Below are 18,031 nucleotides of genomic sequence, written 5' to 3'. Positions count from 1 at the left end.
AAAAAAACAGGAACTAACCCTGGGTTACAGTAGTGAAACATAAATTAGCAGCCTCTTCGTCCGGTCGGCATTCCAAATCATATACCGGTATGGTCGATGCTACAGCTGTAATCGTATTGCAGATATGATTATACTGTTCCTCGTTCTGTCGCAAACAAGAACAAGACGGCAGTAAAGAAGCAAAGGCGCGTGCAGGTCTCTCTCTGGTTATTTTATTTTCCGGTGCCTGATGCAGGCGAACAAACGCTCCTACCGGTACGCTTTCATTTCGGTAACAAGGTGTCTTTCCACTCCATGGCGATCCGTACACCGTAACACGTCCATCCGGGAAATAGCGTACTATCGGATTATCGTCATTCAGCAACTCGGCACCTTCAATATGTTCCAGCCACAAACGACTATGTGTGCTCTTGCCCGTACCGCTTTTACCAAGAAACAGATATCCCTGTCCACAGTGGCGGATAACCGAAGCATGAAACATCAATGTGCCATGCAAGGCAGTTACAAAAGCATACAGCATCATCAGGAAGTTGTTCAAGGCAAAACTATCTGTTGCGTTATGCAGAAGCTCTACTTTGGCATAATCCATCTCCTTATTGATATGCATCTTTCGTTGCAATGCCGAATCACCATGGGGATAAATGATAATTTCGTATTGGTTGTTTACTGTGGTGTTAATGACACATTCGGCTCCTTCCCACTCAAAGCGAGTTAGTTCTGTGGCACCATCCAAGGTAAGTAGCGGTAGCTCAGACAGCGATAGTGTAAAAAGAGAATCGGAGGAATCTTGTTGTTCAAACGGCTGCAAGGAAGGCAGCAGCGTAACTATGTCTACACAATCGAGAGCTGAAATACAAAATGTATGATCGCCTACCTTGTAATATGTTTGTTTGCGCATATTCAAAATCTTTATTGAACACAAATATAAGATGTTTTACTGGTTTCTACAAGTTTGGTAGTTAAAGCACAAAAAATCCCCCAAACCATGTGGTTCAGAGGATTCTTCTTTGAGGAGGTATCCGAGGAAATTTAGTTTTGTTTTTCCTCAAGCACTATATTGTCCATACAGAAGTAAGCAGGGGTGTTCATGCCATGGTCGCCATTGTCGGAAGAAGAGAGCAAGAATGTTACCTTAACGGGGTCGTTCAATGAGGTCATATCAAACCATATCCATTTATCGACAGGCTTGCTGCTATCTTTGGTATAGTTTGCCAGGTAGATTTCGGCGGTGCCGGTTTCTGTCCCGGTACTGGTGTATCCTGTAGCTGTTAGCTTAAACCAGTCGCCTTTGGTAAATGGAGTTGTTCCAGAGATTTTATCCGTGGTCATGGCATTGTATGCCCACGTATTGTTGGTAACGTACGCACCCTTCAGTGTGTAGGCGTTGGGGTTGTTGATGGTAAAACTTGCCATTGTCCACTCGCTGGTAAAGGCGCATAGATAGGTACTACCTTTTTTACCTCTTTGCGGAACCGCTGTTGTACTGGTGTCTTCCGTGTTGTCGGTGCGGTTCATATAGGTAAATGCCGAGAAGTAGTAAACACCACCATACCAGTTGAACACATGATTGAAGGTAAAGAGTCCATCGTTGTCCTGGAATGTTTCCGATCCACTGGTTACATCGAGGGATGAGTAATACTCGGTATTCTTTTCGGCGAGTTTACCCTCAAAGTTAGAAATGAATTGCGCTTCATCATCGTCGCTACAGCCAACGAAGACAAAAGATAACACGAAGAAAATAAAAGATAACTTTTTCATGATTGTTTTTTAATTGTTAGTATTATTATTAAAATGTAAGTTTTCTATGGTTGATACTTCGGTAGAGTTTTCGCCCATCCATCCACAAACCTGATTCACGGCGGTGTAGATTTTCACAAAGTCTACTCCATCGAGCATCACTGCATTGCCTGCACTATCTACCGCCCAATCAATCTTAAACTGCGCGTACTCACTATTGTTGGGATGATTGTCGGCATAGCCCCAAGGGAACTGGTATTGCAGCCAGCTATCGCTTCCATCTGCCGCTTGCACTCCATTGTTGGGTAGGCGACTGCCAACGAACGTTAGTTGGTCTTGAGTAACCCAAGCGGGATAATAATCGTTGGTGGTATGATAAGTGTTTCGTGGAATAACTCCTTCACCTCCCTGATTGTCTGTCCAGCGCACATCTGTCAGCACACCGGAAGGACGATAGTAAGTAATTTCGTAGTTTTGAATGACCTTGTCCGAATGATATTCGCTACCCGCCAGCTCGTACCACTCATCATCGGGTAATCCATTGCCGTTGCTGTCTTTAGAAACGAGTACAATACCGGGCTCCGAGCTTCCTGCTTTTGCACCGGTTATACTACTGTTGTAATTGGCATTTGCATAGATTTTGAAGTCGTAGGCACCTACAACATTAGGAATGGTTTGATCAAAACCAAGTATTATATAACCACCATACGCACCCAGCGAAATCAGCGAACGGTTCTTTACTTGTTCTGTGGCATAGGCTAATACCTCTTTTTCCGTATATCCTGCACGATAAGCACTTGCGGTTGTATTCATAAACTGTCCCGGTGCAGGAACATATGCCAACACTTTGCTGGCAAATGCCGAAGGAGCATCCGGGTCTTTCTCATCGTCGTCAATCACGCTTTTGGAGGCTATATCGCTAAAAACTATGGCATTAGGATTAATCCCCACATTGTTCAAACGGAACTGCAACACTCCTTGCTGATCGAAACAAAGCACATCTCCCCTTACCTTATAATCGTATGCATCGGTCATGTAAACATTACCACTATAAGGGTTTACTGTTATGGCATAGGGGGTAGTTATTTGGGTACCATCCTGAATAAAGTTGTGTTGGATAATGGTTTCCTTTAGCAGATCGTACACCTTAAAAGCAGATGATTTCGTATGATGATTGTAGCTGTACAGATACATTCGTTCATTGTCTATGGCAAAGTCCAATACCGGTTCGTGGATGGTGCGGAGTACTTCGTCTGTCTTACTATCAATTTGTACCAAAGAAGAGCTTTCCGAAGTGAGGTCACCACGTACACTGACAAAAACATTGCCATAATCATCTGCTGCTATCTTCCCCGGATTGTTCCCTACGGTTATCTTCTTCAGCTCTTTGAAAGTGGCTATATCTATTACCGAAACGGTGTTGTCGTAATGGGGTTGGTCTAACCCACCCGAATTGGAAACATAGAGCTTAGCGTTTTGCACACATAGGTCGTCGGGGTTGCGTCCTACGGTAACATATTCCTCTATGGCAAGCGAAGCTGTATCTATCCTTGCTACCGTACCGTCGAACGAGCAGAGGTATGCTTTCTCTTTATGAAAGGCGATATTACGTGGTTGTCGCGAACTACCGTTAGCGGTTAAAACAGGGATGCGTTTCAGAGTCTTTCCAGTGGGGAAATCAATCACTTCCAACTGGCTGGACACATTGACGACAACGTAAAGTTTGGAGCCATACAGTGCCATATCGTTTGCTGTGTCGCCCAGTCCGCGTTGATTGATACGAAGGAAATAGCTGGGCACGAGTTGGTTGTTCTTGAAGGTGTAGCGTGCCAGCGCGCTATTGTTGAGATTGAACAATCCTTCGGAGAGGATGTACATCTCTGCCGTGCCTATCTCGGTTATATCCGTTTCATTCTCATCGGGAGCCGGATTATAGTCTTCCATATCATCGCAACTGCCAAGCAGCGCAAGGAAAAGGAACAACGGTATGTACAACAGCTTCTTCATATATGTATGTGTATCAATAGATTACTTTGAAAGTGGCACGAACGGAACGTCCCGGCATAGGAAAGTTACGCACGATTTCATAATTCTCATCCAGCAGATTGAGTACTTCCACACGCAGGTTGGTCTTTAGTTTCTTTATACGAAAATCGCGATTGGCAGCTATACTGTGGTCTGTATAGCTGTTCAATCTGTTTTCCGGCAGGTTTTGTCCCAACACATAACGTTTGCCCGCATGTACAAAAGAGTACGAAAGATTAATCCACGGCATTTCGAGCGACATCTGTCCTGAGCCCGACACGCGTGGTGTGTACGCTATCTGTTGGTTATAGGTCTTCCCGTCGGGGTCGGTTACATCCAATGCTCGTTGGTACGTATAGTTTCCCGACAGGCTCAGTCTGATGTCCTTCCACGGTTGCAGTGTAATGGTAGCCGTAGCATCGAGTCCTTTTATCTCCACTTCACCCAGATTTACCATGCTCCACACAAAGATATTCTTCGTGGGTATTGCCATGATTTTATCTTCCACCTTATTGCAATAGGCATCTACCGTGAGCGACACATAGGGGACGAAACCATTTATCTCTCTTGCATACGCCAAGCCAAGATTATATTGCGTTATCTTCTCGGGGGAGAGGGTGTTGTTGCCTACTTCGTTGTAGTACAAATCGTTGAAGGTGGGCAGTCGGAAGATATTTTTGTAGAAAGCCCGTATGCGCAACTCTTCTGTGGCAAAGGGTTTAACCGAAACACTGGCATAGGGAGTCAGCCTACGATAGTTCGCAGCATTGGCATCATCTTTTGTCCGTTCGTTTACCACTGTGGCAAGCAGCGAAGCCGAAGCAGTGATCCATTCGTTTACATATTTACCCGCTACGGCAGTAAGCCACGAATACCTGTCGGGTTCGGCAAAACTTGGTTGGTTGGCATTCAATGTTTGAATACTCCCATCGCTCGATAGTGCAAACGATAGGTTATTGAGTGCGCGATACAAAAGAGCGGCCGAAAGGTAGTATTCCTGTTGATAATACCTGTTCTCTGTTTTTCCGGTTGAGCTTTTGTAGTCCGGATCCAGGTAACGTTGATAGTTCCAACTCCACTTGGCAGACGATTGAAATACCCACTTTCGGCTGAACTCTTTTTTGTATTGGCTTTGCGCAAATATATTCTTATCCCACAGGTGTTGCGAGGCATAGTCGTAATAGAGTGTTGTGGCACCCGGCAATCCGCGCGAGGCTTGGTAGTAATAAACCTTGAGCCGCCATTGCTGCGTATCCGAGAAGTTGCCAAACAGCCCCGCCTCCGCGCGTAGCGTACGCACTTCGGTGTTTTTACGTTTCTCGCGCGAGGTGCTATCCTTTTCGCCTCCGTAGTGCATGGTGTAGGGATATTGTCCATCGGCTTGCATCCATTCGGCATTGAGGGCAAGTGCCCACTTCTCCCCTATTTGTTGTTCCAAGAGCAACGACGGATTAAGCAACCCCCACGAACCGCTTTTGAGGGAAGTGCTCAGGTTGGTGCGTTTCTCTTTTTCAAATTGGGGTGTAAGGGTTTGTATATTCAGCACTCCGGCAGAAGCAAACATACGTGCCGATTGAAATATCTGATCGCTCTGTCCGTTAGAGAGGGTAAGTTTGTCTACATTATCGAGCGAGAAGCGACCGATATCCACCTGTCCCGTTTGTGTATCATTGAGGGTAACACCATCATAACTCACCGCCGTGTGCTCTGCTCCGAGGCTACGCAAAGAAACGGTTTTTAGTCCACCGATGCCACCATAATCCTTTACGGTAACTCCTGCGAAATGTTTCACCGCATCCGACACTTGCAACACCCCCAAGCTACTGAGTTTCTCCTTGCCGAAAGTCTGCACGGGTGCAGTTGCCATCACTTCGCGGGTTTGATAACGCTCAGAGATTACAATCTCGGGCAGTTGATGCGTGCGTGTGGTGTCTGCTCTTTGCTGTGCACACAATACTAAGGGCATGAACAACAACATCGCCCACACGTATAGATACATTACATTTAGATACGTTTTCTTTTTCATTAAACGGTATAGTAAAAGACTTTAAACCTCGAAAGCTTTACTCAAACTGTTTGGCAGGTTTTCTGACTTGTTCCATTTATGCAGCCTTCCCGGAACTTATCCAGTGGCGTTGAGGATTTGCATAAACCGTTTCGGAACTTACAGCAGCGAGACTGTTCAGGACTTACACCTGATTCCCTTTTCAGTATTTCACTTCGGATGAAGCAAGATACCACCAAAACTCTGCGCAAATGTAGGAACTATATTTGAATAAAACAAGGGCATTCTTTCGCACTTAAATCCCGATGTCCGCATACACGGCTTCCGGGATAATCCAGCAACAACGTTTTCAGCAATACCCTCAAAGAATGTTTTTGCCACTCCGTGCGTGTATCTTTAGCTTTGCCGTCGCTACTTAGTCCGCCTTCGTAGCAGATGCCGATGCTGTGCGCGTTGTATCCTTTGGCATGAGCTCCTACCTCTTCTATGGGGCGTGTAGAAATTATCTTTCCGTTTTTGCGGATGTAAAAATGATAGCCCGTAGTTTTGAAGCCACGCTGAAGGTGGCATTGCTCAAGGTCTTGTTCGGTAAAGTCCTTGTCCTCCCGCGTAGCGGAGCAATGGAGAACGATTAAATTTATTTTTCGCATGATATTAACCATAAAATCTACTTGCGCTGCGCACAGGTACTTTCCGTGCAGCGTTCTTTCATTGCTTCACTCAACTCCTTTCGCAAGCCGAATATTTCGGTGTGCATCTCCTTGACCCGGTCGCTCAGTTCAAAATAGTCCTTCAGCACCCGTTCCAATTGGGTTACCAAAAACTCGTACTGCCCGCTCACCAACTCGCTAAACTCCTTTACCTGTTTAGCATCTTTCTTCCTGAGAAAGGGTAGCACTAAGGCTACCACTTCCAAAAATTTATCCAAGAACAGCTTCATGAGTCATTACGTTGTTGGGTCTGTAAATCCACCATTATCATCGCCACCACCATTGTCGGGATCGGTAGAGCCTCCTTCGCCATCGGCAGATGCTTTGCCAAGGATAGCTGCTTCGGCATCGTAGAAATCAATCTTATCGCCTACGCGGGTAGCTCCCAGATTGGGTTTTACGGTGGCAGAGGCTAAGAAATTAATGCGTACACTCTTGATGTTTTCCACACCACAATCCTTCTTCTCTTCGGCACCTGTGGTACGTGCCGACAGCTTGAATATTCCAAAATCCTTAATGTTCACCGCATGACCGTTGTAGAGCGCCGTGCGCATGGCACTCACAAAGTTGGTCAGCACACTCTGAATATCTCCCAACGTCAGCGAACTGGCTTTCTCCATGCTGTGGGCAATGCTGTCTAAGTCTACGCGTTGTCCCAACGTCATCAATCGGGGGTAATACTTAGGCGGTAGTGCGCGGTTCTGCGGGTTCTCTCTTGCTACTTTTTTGTAAGGTACAGACATACTTAATTTGTTGTTTTTGATTAATAAATAATAGTTGTTGGAATTCCTGTTACAAAGATACAACAAGGGCAAGGGGCGATTGGTGAGTTAAGGTGAGTTAAGGTGAGTTAGGGTGAGTTAGGGTGAGATAGGGTTATTTATTAAAGAAAGGAATAAGAAAAAACGATCAAATACACTAACTTTGCAGACGCACATTCCTCACAAAAGGTGTTTTTAGGAAGATGCAAAATAAACTTATAAGTTGATTTAATGAAAATTATTCCTATATTTGCAGAGAAATTATACTCGTTCCATTACGAGGTCGAGCGTTTGGATGAATACGAACGACTATTCGAAATGTGGAATGACCCAGAATATGTATTTGATTTTGCGCAGAAAAACGAACTCTTATTAGAACAAATGGGTTACTCAATCGATAAATTTGTGGAACAAGTTTTTTCGGATGCAGAAGTATTGGAAGAAATATTGCTATCATACAGAGATAATGATTCTGTTATTGACAATTGCTTTCAACCTTTATATAATCAAGAATACCAACCCAAGATACTATCTCTTCAAAAAAAGAGATGTAAGCTATTAAGGCTTTATGCCATTCGTATAGATACAAACTGCTACGTCATTACCGGCGGAGCTATTAAAACAACCCGTACGATGCAAGAGCACCCCGATACAAACAAAGAGTTACAGAAATTAGAGCAATGCAAAAACTATCTGCAGTCGGAAGGTGTTTTTGATAATGATTCGTTTTTTGAAATTATTGGAGGTTAAAACATCATGAAACAAAAAGAAAAATTCCTAACACTCGTTTCTCCTGCCAACAGCGAAACGCAAGAAGGTATTCGTTTTCGAGAAGAAAACAAACCGTGGTTGCGCGAGTCTAAGAAAATCGCAATCAAAGTGCTAAAGGCTTTGAAAGAGCAAGGTCTTTCGCAGAAAGATTTGGCCGAGAAAATGAACGTCAGCCCTCAATACGTGAACAAATTGGTAAAGGGAAAAGAAAACTTCACGTTAGAAACACAGGTGAAGTTGCAAGACACATTGCATATCCCATTATTGGCAAGCTACTACGAGACACAACAAGTTAAAAATGAAGACGAACATTCCGTACAGCTTTTTAGTCTTAAGGAACCTTATGTTAAAGCAAGATATTTAGATTATAACTCTTCACAAAAAAAAGTTCAAGGTTATGAGTAGAACAACTGCCAACATATCATTTGCACTCATCGGAATTCAAACATTAGAGTTTATGATGAATAAAGAATTATATACCAACGAGGCCAATGTTGATTTAGAAATTAATGGCGAATTTGCTATTAAGTCGTTAGAAGAATGCGAAATTGCGTGTATACCCGAAGTTGCGTTCATTCAAGCAGGCAACCCTTTTCTTCAATTAAAAGTCGCGTGTTATTTTTCGGTACAACCCACACAGTGGAAAGAATATATTCAAAAAGAGAGCCAGTCGATTGTGTTCCCTAAAGGTTTTACAGACCATCTGCTCATGCTTGCCACAGGAACACTGAGAGGTATTCTTCATGCAAAAACAGAAAACACAATCTTTAATCAGTTCATTTTACCAACCATCAATGTTACCGCTCTTACTCAAGGAGACACAGTGATAAATATATAACCAAACACCAGCCATCAATTGCCGGATGGCTGAGATAGTTTAATCTTGGCTTTAGCCAAACTCTTGGGGTGGCTAAAAACTCACTAATATCCTCCCCCTGTCCAAAAACTAAGAACCATTTCTCTTGCTCATCTCCCCTTTTTTGTGTATCTTTAATGCATGAAACATGCTAAAAATCAACAACTTGAAGCAGTCTTAACCGAAGGTCTGTTCACTATTCGCACCTACGCCAAAGAAGAGCTTGCGCGGCTCTATAGCCCACACGATTGCATAAGGAATGCCCTGCGTACCCTCTATCGTTGGATGCGAAGAAATGCGCAACTTATGCAAGAACTTGATAGGGTAGGCTATAACAAGTACGCGCGAAAATTTACACCCCGGGAAGTAGAACTAATCGTGAAATATCTGGGAGAACCATAGCTAACATGCAAATAATCAGTGAGTTTGCCCACTAAAACCAGTCACTTTATATAAAAATGCAGTGAGTTTTAATGCCAGATGCAGTGATATTTTTGTGTCGGCAGAAAGTGTTTTTTATATATTCTAAACCTATATGCGAGTTGTGTGTGTAATATAGGGTGGTGCCCCACCCACCACATAAACACACACAAGGGGGTAAGTAGTCTCGAAAAACACACTTTTGCCCCCAATTAATACAAATCTCTCTTTTTATTAACACAGCTTAACAAGTTGTTAAGCACAAAAAAACATTAAATATATGACTAAAAAAGGACTCAAATTAGAGATTTCAGTAAAAGAAACAGATGTAAAAATTGAAGCAAAAATCAGCTCTAAGAAGCTGCAATTAATGGCACGCCAAATGCAACAAATCATCAGCCGTTGCCGCCCCACAGAGGAGCCCAGGACGTTTATAGCAAAATTTATAAAGGGCTGGATAGAGAAAGAATTCTATTACGGAGAGAACAACAATATAAGCGATTTGATAGAACATATCCGCGCAGCGTACTTCTTGCCGCAAAAAAGGAATAAGAACAAAGAAATGTCGCGCAGAGACCTGCAAGAGATGCTTATGGAGGCAATTGACGACTACAAAGAAAGCGCAAATAAAAGGTCATAAAAATTGGTTTTTTCGGAGCGACCAACACGATGTACCTTTGTAGCCGATAACAGAAATACGAACTAAATAATTAATAACTTTTTATGGACATATCACTATTTCAAGGCTTTACAAAGCATAAACAAAATCAGAAAACACTAGATGTACTGAAGGAGATTGAAGACGAACTATACAGCAAGACTATAAATCGCCTACGTTTAGCACTTCGCAAGGGTGAAACAGAAACCGCCGGTCGCACCAAAAAACAGCTACCGCCCGTCACCTTCTCCGCCACATATGCAGAGAAGCGACTGGCGCAACACATCACGGGTTATAACGACATCATTGTACTCGACTTTGATAAGCTCACACCCGAAGCTTTACTGCACTGCCGCACTGCAATAGAGCAAGAAGCACAAACGCTCTTCTGCTTTCGAAGCCCATCGGGCGACGGACTGAAGGTAGGCGTATATCTCGCCACACCCGCTGCTACCAAGCTACGCGAACAAACCTTGCACAACAAAAAAGAAATTGGCTTCAGCGCACTCGAAAGCTATCACAAAACACAGTTTACCCACGCCCTGAAGTATTACGAAGAACTTACGAATACAGAGATAGACACTAGCGGAAGCGACATAGGGAGGCTCTGTTTTTTATCTTCCGACCCCGAAATTTACATCAACAAAGCAGCACTGCAAGCCCTGCCCCAAGTCACTACACGCATAGTGCCCGCACCTGCCATACCCAAAAGAAGCTCGCAAAGCAAACTCATCCAAACCCTTCTGCCCGGAGATCCTACACGCTCGTGCGAACATCTGCCGGCTCATACCCGCGCTACATTTGCAAGCTGCATAACCTCCACACGTCGCAGCCATACCTTCGAACCGGGCGACAGAGACTCCTTTCTCTTTAGCCTGAGCAACAAATGCTATCGCAAAAAACTTCCGCTGGAAGAAGTGGAACAATTGGTGTTGCAGCAGTTTCATGCCGACGACATGGATGTGCTCATACCCGTAAGAAAAGCCTACATACATACCTCTAAAAGCGACGCACAGGAGGAAGAAAAAAAGAAACCAATAGCGCAGCGTGTCATGGAGTTTGCCGACCAGCACTACCAAGTGCGCTACAACATCGTGAGGTGTTGCGTGGAGTACAGAGAGAATAACCCCACTGCAGAGTGGAGACTGATGGATGCACGCGAGTACAACTCCATTTTCGTAGAGCTCAACAGGGCAGGCATCAATTGTGCCGCTCATGTGGTGCGCAGCATCATTAACTCCAGCTACGCCAAAGAGTACAACCCTTTCGAAGATTATTTTCAGAACCTCCCGCAATGGGACGAAACCACCGACCACATTGCCACCCTTGCCGCAACAGTTACCACCTCCTCTCAGGAGTTTTGGGAAAATTGCCTGCGCCGTTGGCTTGTGGCAATGGTAGCCTGCGCACTCGAAGAGCGTGTGGTCAATCAGCTTGCCCTTGTCCTGCAAGGCGAACAAGGCAAAGGCAAAAGCACATGGATACGCAACCTGCTCCCACCGCAACTGGCTACGTACTACCGAAACGGTATGCTCAACCCCGACAACAAAGACCACGCACTATACCTCACCGACTGCCTGATTATTAACCTCGACGATTTCGAAGGTCTACGAAAAGGAAAGATAGAAGAGCTCAAGCGCATGATTACCCAAGAATCGGTAAACGAGCGCCGCGCCTTTGCCGCGGATAGCCGCCTGTACATTCGTCGCGCCTCTATTATTGCCAGCACCAACGAATCGAATTTCTTGCAAGACAGAACAGGCACCCGACGATTTCCTACCGTAACCGCACTAAAGATAGATTACACCACACCCATAAACCATGCAGGAATTTACGCGCAAGCCTTCGCCCTGTGGAAAAAGGGGTTTCATTACTGGTACAACCAGGAAGAAACAATACAACTCAACGCACAAAACGAAATCTATACCATTACCCCGCCAGAAGAAGAACTCTTCTACGTGCATTACACCAAGCCCCAAGTGTGCAATGATTACGACTCGCATTGGCTGCCAGCCTCTGCCATACTCACACGACTGACGATGCTGGGCAAGCTATTTGTAACACCACAAAGCCAACAGATAGTTTCCGCACTACTGGAACGCAACGGGTTCGAGAAACAGAAAAGCCCGCAAGGAATTACGGAATATTTCGTGAAGATCAGAAGGGAAAAGGTGACGTGTTAAGGGAAGAAAAAAAGGGAACATTCTCACGAACGCTCCCTTTTACCCAATTTAATCTTTTCTTAAGTATTACTAATTTTTATTGTACTTGTGTTGTTTTTTTGCTTTTGAATGTATGTATGAATATGCTTTTATTGATTTAATGTTTCCAGAAAATCCACCTCTACAATACGCAGCCTGTTAGCGCTTCTGCCTCTATCCAATTCGTTGGCATGTTTTGCTTCCACTTCTGTTATCTGTCCGAAGGAGTCTTCTTCTTCAGCACTTTTATTCAGACGGATGGTGATGCTGTGCGCATGTATGGGTTTTACTTTGAGGTGTACATAGCCAAGACTACGCTCTGTTTCGCCACTCCATATTAATGTTTCACCGGCATAAATATCTATCGGGTAGCTATTGGAACGCCAACCTGTAAGTTTAAGCGATATTTCGTCTACCACAGCATAGCGTTCGAGGTTGTACGTAATCCACGCGTTTTCTATCTTACCGGTACTACTCCATTCGCTGAGCTCGTTGTCGTCGAAGCTGTTGGCTACGGTTTCGCTGTTGCTTCCTGCCGTTGCCGAAGTTACGGAAACAGTTATTTTATGATCTTCGTAAGAAGGTGTGGCAGGTGTTTCACCTCTATCCAACACACCGGGTAAGGTGCTACCGGGGAGATAACTGCTCAGTCCGCCCGTAACTTCTACCGGAAGCGACTCTAAAGTGATTGACGCTGCGGGAAGCCCTTCGGCTTTGGCTGTCAATGTGATGTTACCAGCAGTGGTAGTACTGCGAATGAGTGCGCGATTGATGCCACACTCCACCGGCAGCGTAGTGGCAAGGATGTAGTTGTCGGGACCTTGTGCGATACCACCTCTCCATTCGGCTTCGCCATCGAGTGTGAAGGAAACCTTACGGTTATCCAGCGGACAACGACGGCCATCTTTATCTACCACTTCAAACTGCACCAGTGCCAAGTCGGCGCCATCGGCATGGAAGCCTTGCGGACTTTGCATAAGGGTAAGTTTCAGTTCGGTTGGTTCGCCGACACTTTGCAGTTTGTCGCGACTGATTTCGTTTCCGTTTTTGTCGTAGCTAATGGCTTCGAGTGTGCCAAGGTTAAACACTACATCATTAAAGGTGAAGAGGAAATCGTACTCGCGCTCGCCCATACCCAAGGATTCGCCATTGAGAATTAGCTCTACTGCCTCTCCGTTAGAAACAACATACACAGGTTTCACGGTACGGGCAGGGTAATTCCAGTGCCCAACAATATGCATTTGATATTTTTCGGTATCTACCCAGCCATTCCACATCACCTGATGGGCATAGTAAGCATCTTTCTCTATACGCATAGCATCGGTTACACCGCTTCGACGGTAGTTTTCCTCGCCACGATAATGGGTATTGGAGTCGGAGAAGATAATTTTCGTACCACCCGAGCTTACACGTTTGCCCATACCCGGACGCACCTGCCAGTAGTCGTACCAGCGACGCACCATTTCAATGGCAAATTGGTCTTGGTTATGATTGTAAGCACTTGCGTCGGCATTACGGTAGAGTGGTCCGGCTCCTTCTTTATGGAAGGGGAAACTGTATTCGTCCCAATATTTGCGCAAGCCTTCGTTGCGACAATACTCGGTAGCCCACATAGGGTGATGCATACTTTTGTTTATATATAGCATCTCTCCTCCATATTCTGCTTCGCGAATGTCGAGCATCTCGCGCGAACCGATGGCACGTCCACCATAAGGGTCGTACAGGTCGCGCACAGCCTTCATCTCTACCATGTGTTCGCGGCTGATAGATTCATTGCCACACTCATAGAATATGATGCTGGGGTTATTGCGGTTGTAGATGATAGCATCGCGCATCAGTTCCACACGTTGCTCCCACTGTCTGCCTTTCGCATCTTTTTCGGCATCGCCTGCAGGCATTGCTTGTATCAGTCCTACGCGGTCGCACGATTCCACATCTTGTTTCCAAGGAGTAACGTGCATCCAACGCACAAGGTTGGCGTTGCTTTTCACCATAAGGTCGTTGGAATAGTCGCTTAGCCAAGCCGGAACCGACAATCCTACGGCAGGCCACTCATTGCTGGTGCGTTGCGCATAACCTTTCATTTGCAACACCCGGTCATTGAGCCATACCTTTCCTTCTGCAAAGCGTGTTTTGCGGAATCCGGTGCGGGTGTTTACCTCGTCGAATACGTTGCCTTTGTCATCTACAAGTTTGGTCTTTACATCGTACAGGTAGCCGTATCCCCAGCTCCAGAAATTAAGATCGCTTACCTGAGCGGCGGCATGTACCTTTTGGGTTGCTCCGGGCTGTATAGTAACGGGTTCGCTTGCAAAGTTGCTCACCGTTGCACCGTCTTTATCGCTTATAGAAACCTCGTAGTGGAACTTGCGCGCTTTGCGGCTATCGTTCTTTACTTCGGACTCGGCATTGATAACAGCCGTGCGACTTTGCACTTTGATATCGGCTGCATAGACATAGACTCCTGTTGTTTTGAGGTTGCTGTATAATGGCAGTGTTTGATATACATCGCTTGTTATGTGCAAGAACACATTCTTTGGAATACCTCCGTAGTTGGCATTAAAGTTATTATTGTTCCACTGATAGGTACTATTGGTTGCCGCTTCGCGGTACTTCCAGTTGTTATCTATACGGATGGCAAGTACATTCTCTCCTTTCTTTATATACGGAGTAAGGTCGAAACCTACTGCCATAACCCCATTTTCGTGCTTACCAAGGTAATGTCCGTTGAGGTAGAAATCGCCCGCCTGACGTATTCCTTCGAACTCTACAAAGACTTTATTATTCGTTTTCAATGCAGGTAGTTTGAATGTTTTGCGATACCACATCACAGTGTCCGAGTGCGAGTGGATGTCGAGTTTGTAGGCCTCGTCTTCGTTGAAAGCATAAGGCAGGGTTACTTGTTTCCAAGCGGTGTCATTGTAGCGTGGGTCTTGAGCATTAGGCACGTCGCCTACCTGCAGACGCCATTCAGGGTTAAAATTATACCTGCCGCGTTCGAACGATTGTCCGTTTGCTGTGATGCTGAATGTCAATAGCAGGCATACCAGATAATAAGTGTACTTCATTTTTTATTTTTATTAGTTGGTTATTTATTGTGTTGTTTGTAATTCGCGCATAGCATTAGCATAACGTTCGCCCAGAAGCAGTTGGCTCGCTGTATCGAAATGCACTCCATCAAAAGCAGCAGTAGAGTCTGCCGATACCACGCGGGTATGGGGTATGAGCTTAGGGACTTCGTGTATCAGTTTGTTGAACTGTTGTTCGTTGGTGGTCTTGGGGTATATCTCGCCTATGACAACGGGTATCGAATCATTGCCCAAGTCCTGACGCAAAGAATTAATCATAGCCTGAAGATAAGCTAAATAAGAGTCTCTCGAAGCAGCGTCCGTCTCTCCCTGATGCCAGAGAATTCCTTTCAGTTTTCCCCATTTCATCGCTTCTTTTGCCCTTCTAACAGCTTCATCATAGTAGGTTCGTGCAGGTCCCCACGATTTGACAGAAGTTCCTCCGCGCGCATTAACCACTAAGCCGATGGTGCTGTTGGGTTCTGCCATGTTTTTAGCGAAGGAATAGCCCAGTCCGAGTTTCTGCACTTGGATATTTTTTCCGATGGTTGAGTATCGGTTTAATGGATTCGTCGCTTTCTCCCAAACAATATTCGTTGAATCGTTCCTAAAAAGAAAGACACCTTCCAGCGTATCGCACACAACATCTGTAATGGGTGCACGCCCTGCCATATTAGACTGCCCGATAAGTAGATAGATATCGAGATTGGTTGGTTCTCCCTTACCCGAGTTAGTGCAACTGTGGCAGGTAAATAAGAACAAAGCGCTAATAATTATTATTAATTGTTTCATAACGGGTTGTTTTGTAGTACAATGATACGAAAAGAAGAAAAAAGGAATATGCAATAAAACACAGAAAGGATGTAATAATTGACCGTTTGCAATTTTTCCAGCAAAAGAAGGCAAATAATTAACGTCCCAGAACTTTCTTGGATGTTTTATTGTTCCTTAAACAGTCAATAATTACAGAAAGAGTATGAAAAAGATCTGGTATATAGCAACGATACTGTTGTCTGGTTTCCTGTTCGTTGTGTGCGATGAAAGCGAAGATATCTACGAAGAAGCGGAATACTTATAGCTCCCCGGTGGAGAGCTATAAGCATTTTTGTTATACCAGCAAAACCAACCTTAAAAGGTGAATTATTTTTCGTCATTCTGCCGTATCTCCACACGGCGTATCTTACCACTGATGGTTTTCGGCAACTCTTCCACAAACTCTATAACTCTGGGATATTTGTAGGGAGCGGTTACTTTCTTTACATGCTTCTGGAGTTCCTCCACCAGTTGAGGTCCTGCCTGCTCTTTGTATTCTTTGGCAAGGATGATGGTAGCCTTTACTATCTGCCCGCGAATTTCATCGGGTACTCCGGTAATGGCACACTCTACCACGGCAGGATGCGTCATAAGGGCGCTTTCTACTTCAAAAGGCCCGATGCGATAACCCGAGCTTTTAATAACATCGTCGGTACGTCCTACAAACCAGTAGTAACCGTCTTCGTCTCTCCACGCTACGTCGCCGGTATGATAAATACCATCGTGCCAGGTTTCTTCCGTGCGTTTCTCATCGCGATAATACTCCTTGAACAGACCAATAGGTTTGCCCTTATCTGTACGGATAACGATTTCTCCCTGTTCGCCCGCCTCTACCGAACGGCCTTCATAGTCAATCAAATCCATGTCGTATTGCGGATTGGGCATGCCCATGCTACCGGGTTTCGGTTCCATCCACGGGAAGGTGGCAATGGTTAGCGTAGTTTCTGTTTGCCCAAAGCCTTCCATCAACTTAATACCTGTAAGTTTAAGGAAGTTATCGAACACAGCTGGATTTAGCGCTTCGCCTGCAATGGTGCAGTACTGTAGCGAACTGAGGTCGTACTTCGTCAGATCTTCGCGAATAAGAAAGCGGAATATCGTGGGAGGTGCACAAAGCGAGGTGATGTGGTAATCGTGTATCTTTTGCAGGATGTCTCCCGGATTGAATTTCTCGTGGTCGTATACAAACACTGTGGCACCGGCAATCCATTGTCCGTAAAGTTTGCCCCATACCGCCTTGCCCCAACCTGTGTCGGCAATGGTAAGATGGACGCTATCCTGATGCAAATTGTGCCAGAAACTTCCTGTTGTGATATGCCCCAACGGATAGGTAAAGTCGTGTGCCACCATCTTGGGCTCGCCTGTGGTGCCCGAAGTAAAGTACATCAGCGATATATCGTCGTTATCATTCGCCTTTTGCGGACGAACAAAGGGTGCAGCCTCTTCAATGCCTTTTGCAAAATCCTCAAACCCTTCGGGAATGGCAGGACCAATGCTCACCAATCGTTTCACGCTGGGCGAATCGGGCATGGCATCTACAATGTGCTTGGTAATGTTCTCTTCTCCGGCGGCAACAATCATCTTTATATCGGCAGCGTTGCAGCGATAAACAATGTCTTTCTTGGTCAGCAAATGTGTAGCCGGAATAACCACAGCACCCAGTTTATGTAGCGCGATGATGCTAAACCAAAACTCATAACGACGCTTGAGGACAAGCATTACCATGTCTCCGTGTCCTATACCCAGGCTCTGAAAGTAGGAAGCAGTCATATCGGTATACTTCTTCATTTCTGCAAAGCTGAATGTTTTGCACTGATCCTGGTCGTTAGTCCACAACAGCGCTTGTTTGTTGGGTGCTTCTGCCGCCCAAGCATCAACCACATCGTAGCCGAAGTTGAAATTGGCAGGTACCTTTATCCGGAGATTATTCTTGAAATCTTCTTGCGAAGTAAATGTTGTTTGTTCTAAAAAACGTTCTACCATTGGGTTTCGTGTTATCGAGTTTG

General features: G+C 45.1%; 16 protein-coding genes and 1 riboswitch. Of the genes, 6 read left to right on the top strand and 10 right to left on the bottom strand.

The genetic code is table 11. The features are described from left to right. Nucleotides 1–13: 13 nt before the first annotated feature. The 7 genes from D0T50_RS06935 to D0T50_RS06905 form a co-directional block, all read right to left on the bottom strand. On the bottom strand, nucleotides 14–898 hold the full coding sequence (locus D0T50_RS06935; RefSeq protein ID WP_163222782.1) for a hypothetical protein: 885 nt from the start codon (nucleotides 896–898) through the stop codon (nucleotides 14–16). A 131-nt stretch (nucleotides 899–1,029) separates the two neighbouring features. Continuing rightward, nucleotides 1,030–1,758, bottom strand: coding sequence for a DUF4465 domain-containing protein (locus D0T50_RS06930; RefSeq protein WP_163222781.1), 729 nt, complete (start codon nucleotides 1,756–1,758; stop codon nucleotides 1,030–1,032). A gap of 9 nt (nucleotides 1,759–1,767) precedes the next feature. After that, the gene (locus D0T50_RS06925; RefSeq protein WP_163222780.1) at nucleotides 1,768–3,744 is read right to left on the bottom strand and encodes a YncE family protein; all 1,977 of its coding nucleotides are present in this window, start codon (nucleotides 3,742–3,744) and stop codon (nucleotides 1,768–1,770) included. Between the two features lie 13 nt (nucleotides 3,745–3,757). After that, entirely contained in the window at nucleotides 3,758–5,761 is a 2,004-nt protein-coding gene (locus D0T50_RS06920; protein WP_239058226.1) for a TonB-dependent siderophore receptor, read from the bottom strand. Between the two features lie 61 nt (nucleotides 5,762–5,822). After that, nucleotides 5,823–6,022, bottom strand: a riboswitch (cobalamin riboswitch). 5 nt (nucleotides 6,023–6,027) lie between these two features. Further along, nucleotides 6,028–6,417: an N-acetylmuramoyl-L-alanine amidase gene (locus tag D0T50_RS06915; protein WP_163222778.1), complete on the bottom strand. Its 390-nt coding sequence runs from the start codon at nucleotides 6,415–6,417 to the stop codon at nucleotides 6,028–6,030. Between the two features lie 17 nt (nucleotides 6,418–6,434). Next, on the bottom strand, nucleotides 6,435–6,707 hold the full coding sequence (locus D0T50_RS06910) for a hypothetical protein (protein WP_163222777.1): 273 nt from the start codon (nucleotides 6,705–6,707) through the stop codon (nucleotides 6,435–6,437). Between the two features lie 6 nt (nucleotides 6,708–6,713). Then, the gene (locus D0T50_RS06905; RefSeq protein WP_163222776.1) at nucleotides 6,714–7,220 is read right to left on the bottom strand and encodes an HU family DNA-binding protein; all 507 of its coding nucleotides are present in this window, start codon (nucleotides 7,218–7,220) and stop codon (nucleotides 6,714–6,716) included. Nucleotides 7,221–7,469: 249 nt separating this feature from the next. Here D0T50_RS06905 and D0T50_RS06900 point away from each other — a divergent pair, with 249 nt between their 5' ends. The 6 genes from D0T50_RS06900 (at nucleotide 7,470) to D0T50_RS06875 (ending at nucleotide 12,126) form a co-directional block, all read left to right on the top strand. Continuing rightward, entirely contained in the window at nucleotides 7,470–7,988 is a 519-nt protein-coding gene (locus tag D0T50_RS06900; protein WP_163222775.1) for a hypothetical protein, read from the top strand. Between the two features lie 6 nt (nucleotides 7,989–7,994). Further along, nucleotides 7,995–8,414: a helix-turn-helix transcriptional regulator gene (locus D0T50_RS06895; RefSeq protein WP_163222774.1), complete on the top strand. Its 420-nt coding sequence runs from the start codon at nucleotides 7,995–7,997 to the stop codon at nucleotides 8,412–8,414. After that, entirely contained in the window at nucleotides 8,407–8,847 is a 441-nt protein-coding gene (locus D0T50_RS06890) for a hypothetical protein (RefSeq protein ID WP_163222773.1), read from the top strand. The genes D0T50_RS06895 and D0T50_RS06890 overlap by 8 nt, the downstream gene beginning before the upstream one ends. A 159-nt stretch (nucleotides 8,848–9,006) precedes the next feature. Beyond that, a complete protein-coding gene (locus D0T50_RS06885) occupies nucleotides 9,007–9,267 on the top strand; it encodes a DUF4248 domain-containing protein (protein ID WP_163222772.1) in 261 nt (86 codons plus the stop codon). Between the two features lie 298 nt (nucleotides 9,268–9,565). After that, nucleotides 9,566–9,925 carry a hypothetical protein gene (locus D0T50_RS06880; RefSeq protein ID WP_163222771.1) on the top strand — a complete coding sequence of 120 codons (360 nt, stop codon included), beginning with the start codon at nucleotides 9,566–9,568 and terminating at the stop codon, nucleotides 9,923–9,925. An 83-nt stretch (nucleotides 9,926–10,008) separates the two neighbouring features. Continuing rightward, complete coding sequence (locus D0T50_RS06875) at nucleotides 10,009–12,126, top strand: VapE domain-containing protein (RefSeq protein ID WP_163222770.1); 2,118 nt, start codon at nucleotides 10,009–10,011, stop codon at nucleotides 12,124–12,126. A gap of 128 nt (nucleotides 12,127–12,254) precedes the next feature. On the opposite strand, the gene D0T50_RS06870 is transcribed toward D0T50_RS06875, so the two are convergent. From D0T50_RS06870 to D0T50_RS06860, 3 genes are all read right to left on the bottom strand, one after another. Further along, nucleotides 12,255–15,212: a sugar-binding domain-containing protein gene (locus D0T50_RS06870; RefSeq protein ID WP_163222769.1), complete on the bottom strand. Its 2,958-nt coding sequence runs from the start codon at nucleotides 15,210–15,212 to the stop codon at nucleotides 12,255–12,257. Between the two features lie 24 nt (nucleotides 15,213–15,236). After that, nucleotides 15,237–16,004 (bottom strand): sialate O-acetylesterase, encoded by a 768-nt coding sequence (locus tag D0T50_RS06865; RefSeq protein WP_163222768.1) that lies wholly within the window; start codon nucleotides 16,002–16,004, stop codon nucleotides 15,237–15,239. A 348-nt stretch (nucleotides 16,005–16,352) separates the two neighbouring features. Further along, entirely contained in the window at nucleotides 16,353–18,008 is a 1,656-nt protein-coding gene (locus D0T50_RS06860; RefSeq protein ID WP_163222767.1) for an AMP-binding protein, read from the bottom strand. Between the last annotated feature and the right edge of the window lie 23 nt (nucleotides 18,009–18,031).

Source organism: Bacteroides sp. 214 (assembly GCF_010501015.1).
Lineage (GTDB): Bacteria > Bacteroidota > Bacteroidia > Bacteroidales > Bacteroidaceae > Bacteroides.
This window is presented reverse-complemented; position numbering and strand designations above follow the sequence as displayed.

Bases quoted from the DNA above. Each gene is read 5' to 3' on its own strand.
- D0T50_RS06860 (WP_163222767.1), bottom strand. From the start codon at position 18,008: ATGGTAGAACGTTTTTTAGAACAAACAACATTTACTTCGCAAGAAGAT.
- D0T50_RS06880 (WP_163222771.1), top strand. From the start codon at position 9,566: ATGACTAAAAAAGGACTCAAATTAGAGATTTCAGTAAAAGAAACAGAT.
- D0T50_RS06935 (WP_163222782.1), bottom strand. From the start codon at position 898: ATGCGCAAACAAACATATTACAAGGTAGGCGATCATACATTTTGTATT.
- D0T50_RS06895 (WP_163222774.1), top strand. From the start codon at position 7,995: ATGAAACAAAAAGAAAAATTCCTAACACTCGTTTCTCCTGCCAACAGC.
- D0T50_RS06870 (WP_163222769.1), bottom strand. From the start codon at position 15,212: ATGAAGTACACTTATTATCTGGTATGCCTGCTATTGACATTCAGCATC.
- D0T50_RS06900 (WP_163222775.1), top strand. From the start codon at position 7,470: ATGAAAATTATTCCTATATTTGCAGAGAAATTATACTCGTTCCATTAC.
- D0T50_RS06890 (WP_163222773.1), top strand. From the start codon at position 8,407: ATGAGTAGAACAACTGCCAACATATCATTTGCACTCATCGGAATTCAA.
- D0T50_RS06920 (WP_239058226.1), bottom strand. From the start codon at position 5,761: ATGTATCTATACGTGTGGGCGATGTTGTTGTTCATGCCCTTAGTATTG.
- D0T50_RS06915 (WP_163222778.1), bottom strand. From the start codon at position 6,417: ATGCGAAAAATAAATTTAATCGTTCTCCATTGCTCCGCTACGCGGGAG.
- D0T50_RS06910 (WP_163222777.1), bottom strand. From the start codon at position 6,707: ATGAAGCTGTTCTTGGATAAATTTTTGGAAGTGGTAGCCTTAGTGCTA.
- D0T50_RS06875 (WP_163222770.1), top strand. From the start codon at position 10,009: ATGGACATATCACTATTTCAAGGCTTTACAAAGCATAAACAAAATCAG.
- D0T50_RS06885 (WP_163222772.1), top strand. From the start codon at position 9,007: ATGAAACATGCTAAAAATCAACAACTTGAAGCAGTCTTAACCGAAGGT.
- D0T50_RS06905 (WP_163222776.1), bottom strand. From the start codon at position 7,220: ATGTCTGTACCTTACAAAAAAGTAGCAAGAGAGAACCCGCAGAACCGC.
- D0T50_RS06865 (WP_163222768.1), bottom strand. From the start codon at position 16,004: ATGAAACAATTAATAATAATTATTAGCGCTTTGTTCTTATTTACCTGC.
- D0T50_RS06925 (WP_163222780.1), bottom strand. From the start codon at position 3,744: ATGAAGAAGCTGTTGTACATACCGTTGTTCCTTTTCCTTGCGCTGCTT.
- D0T50_RS06930 (WP_163222781.1), bottom strand. From the start codon at position 1,758: ATGAAAAAGTTATCTTTTATTTTCTTCGTGTTATCTTTTGTCTTCGTT.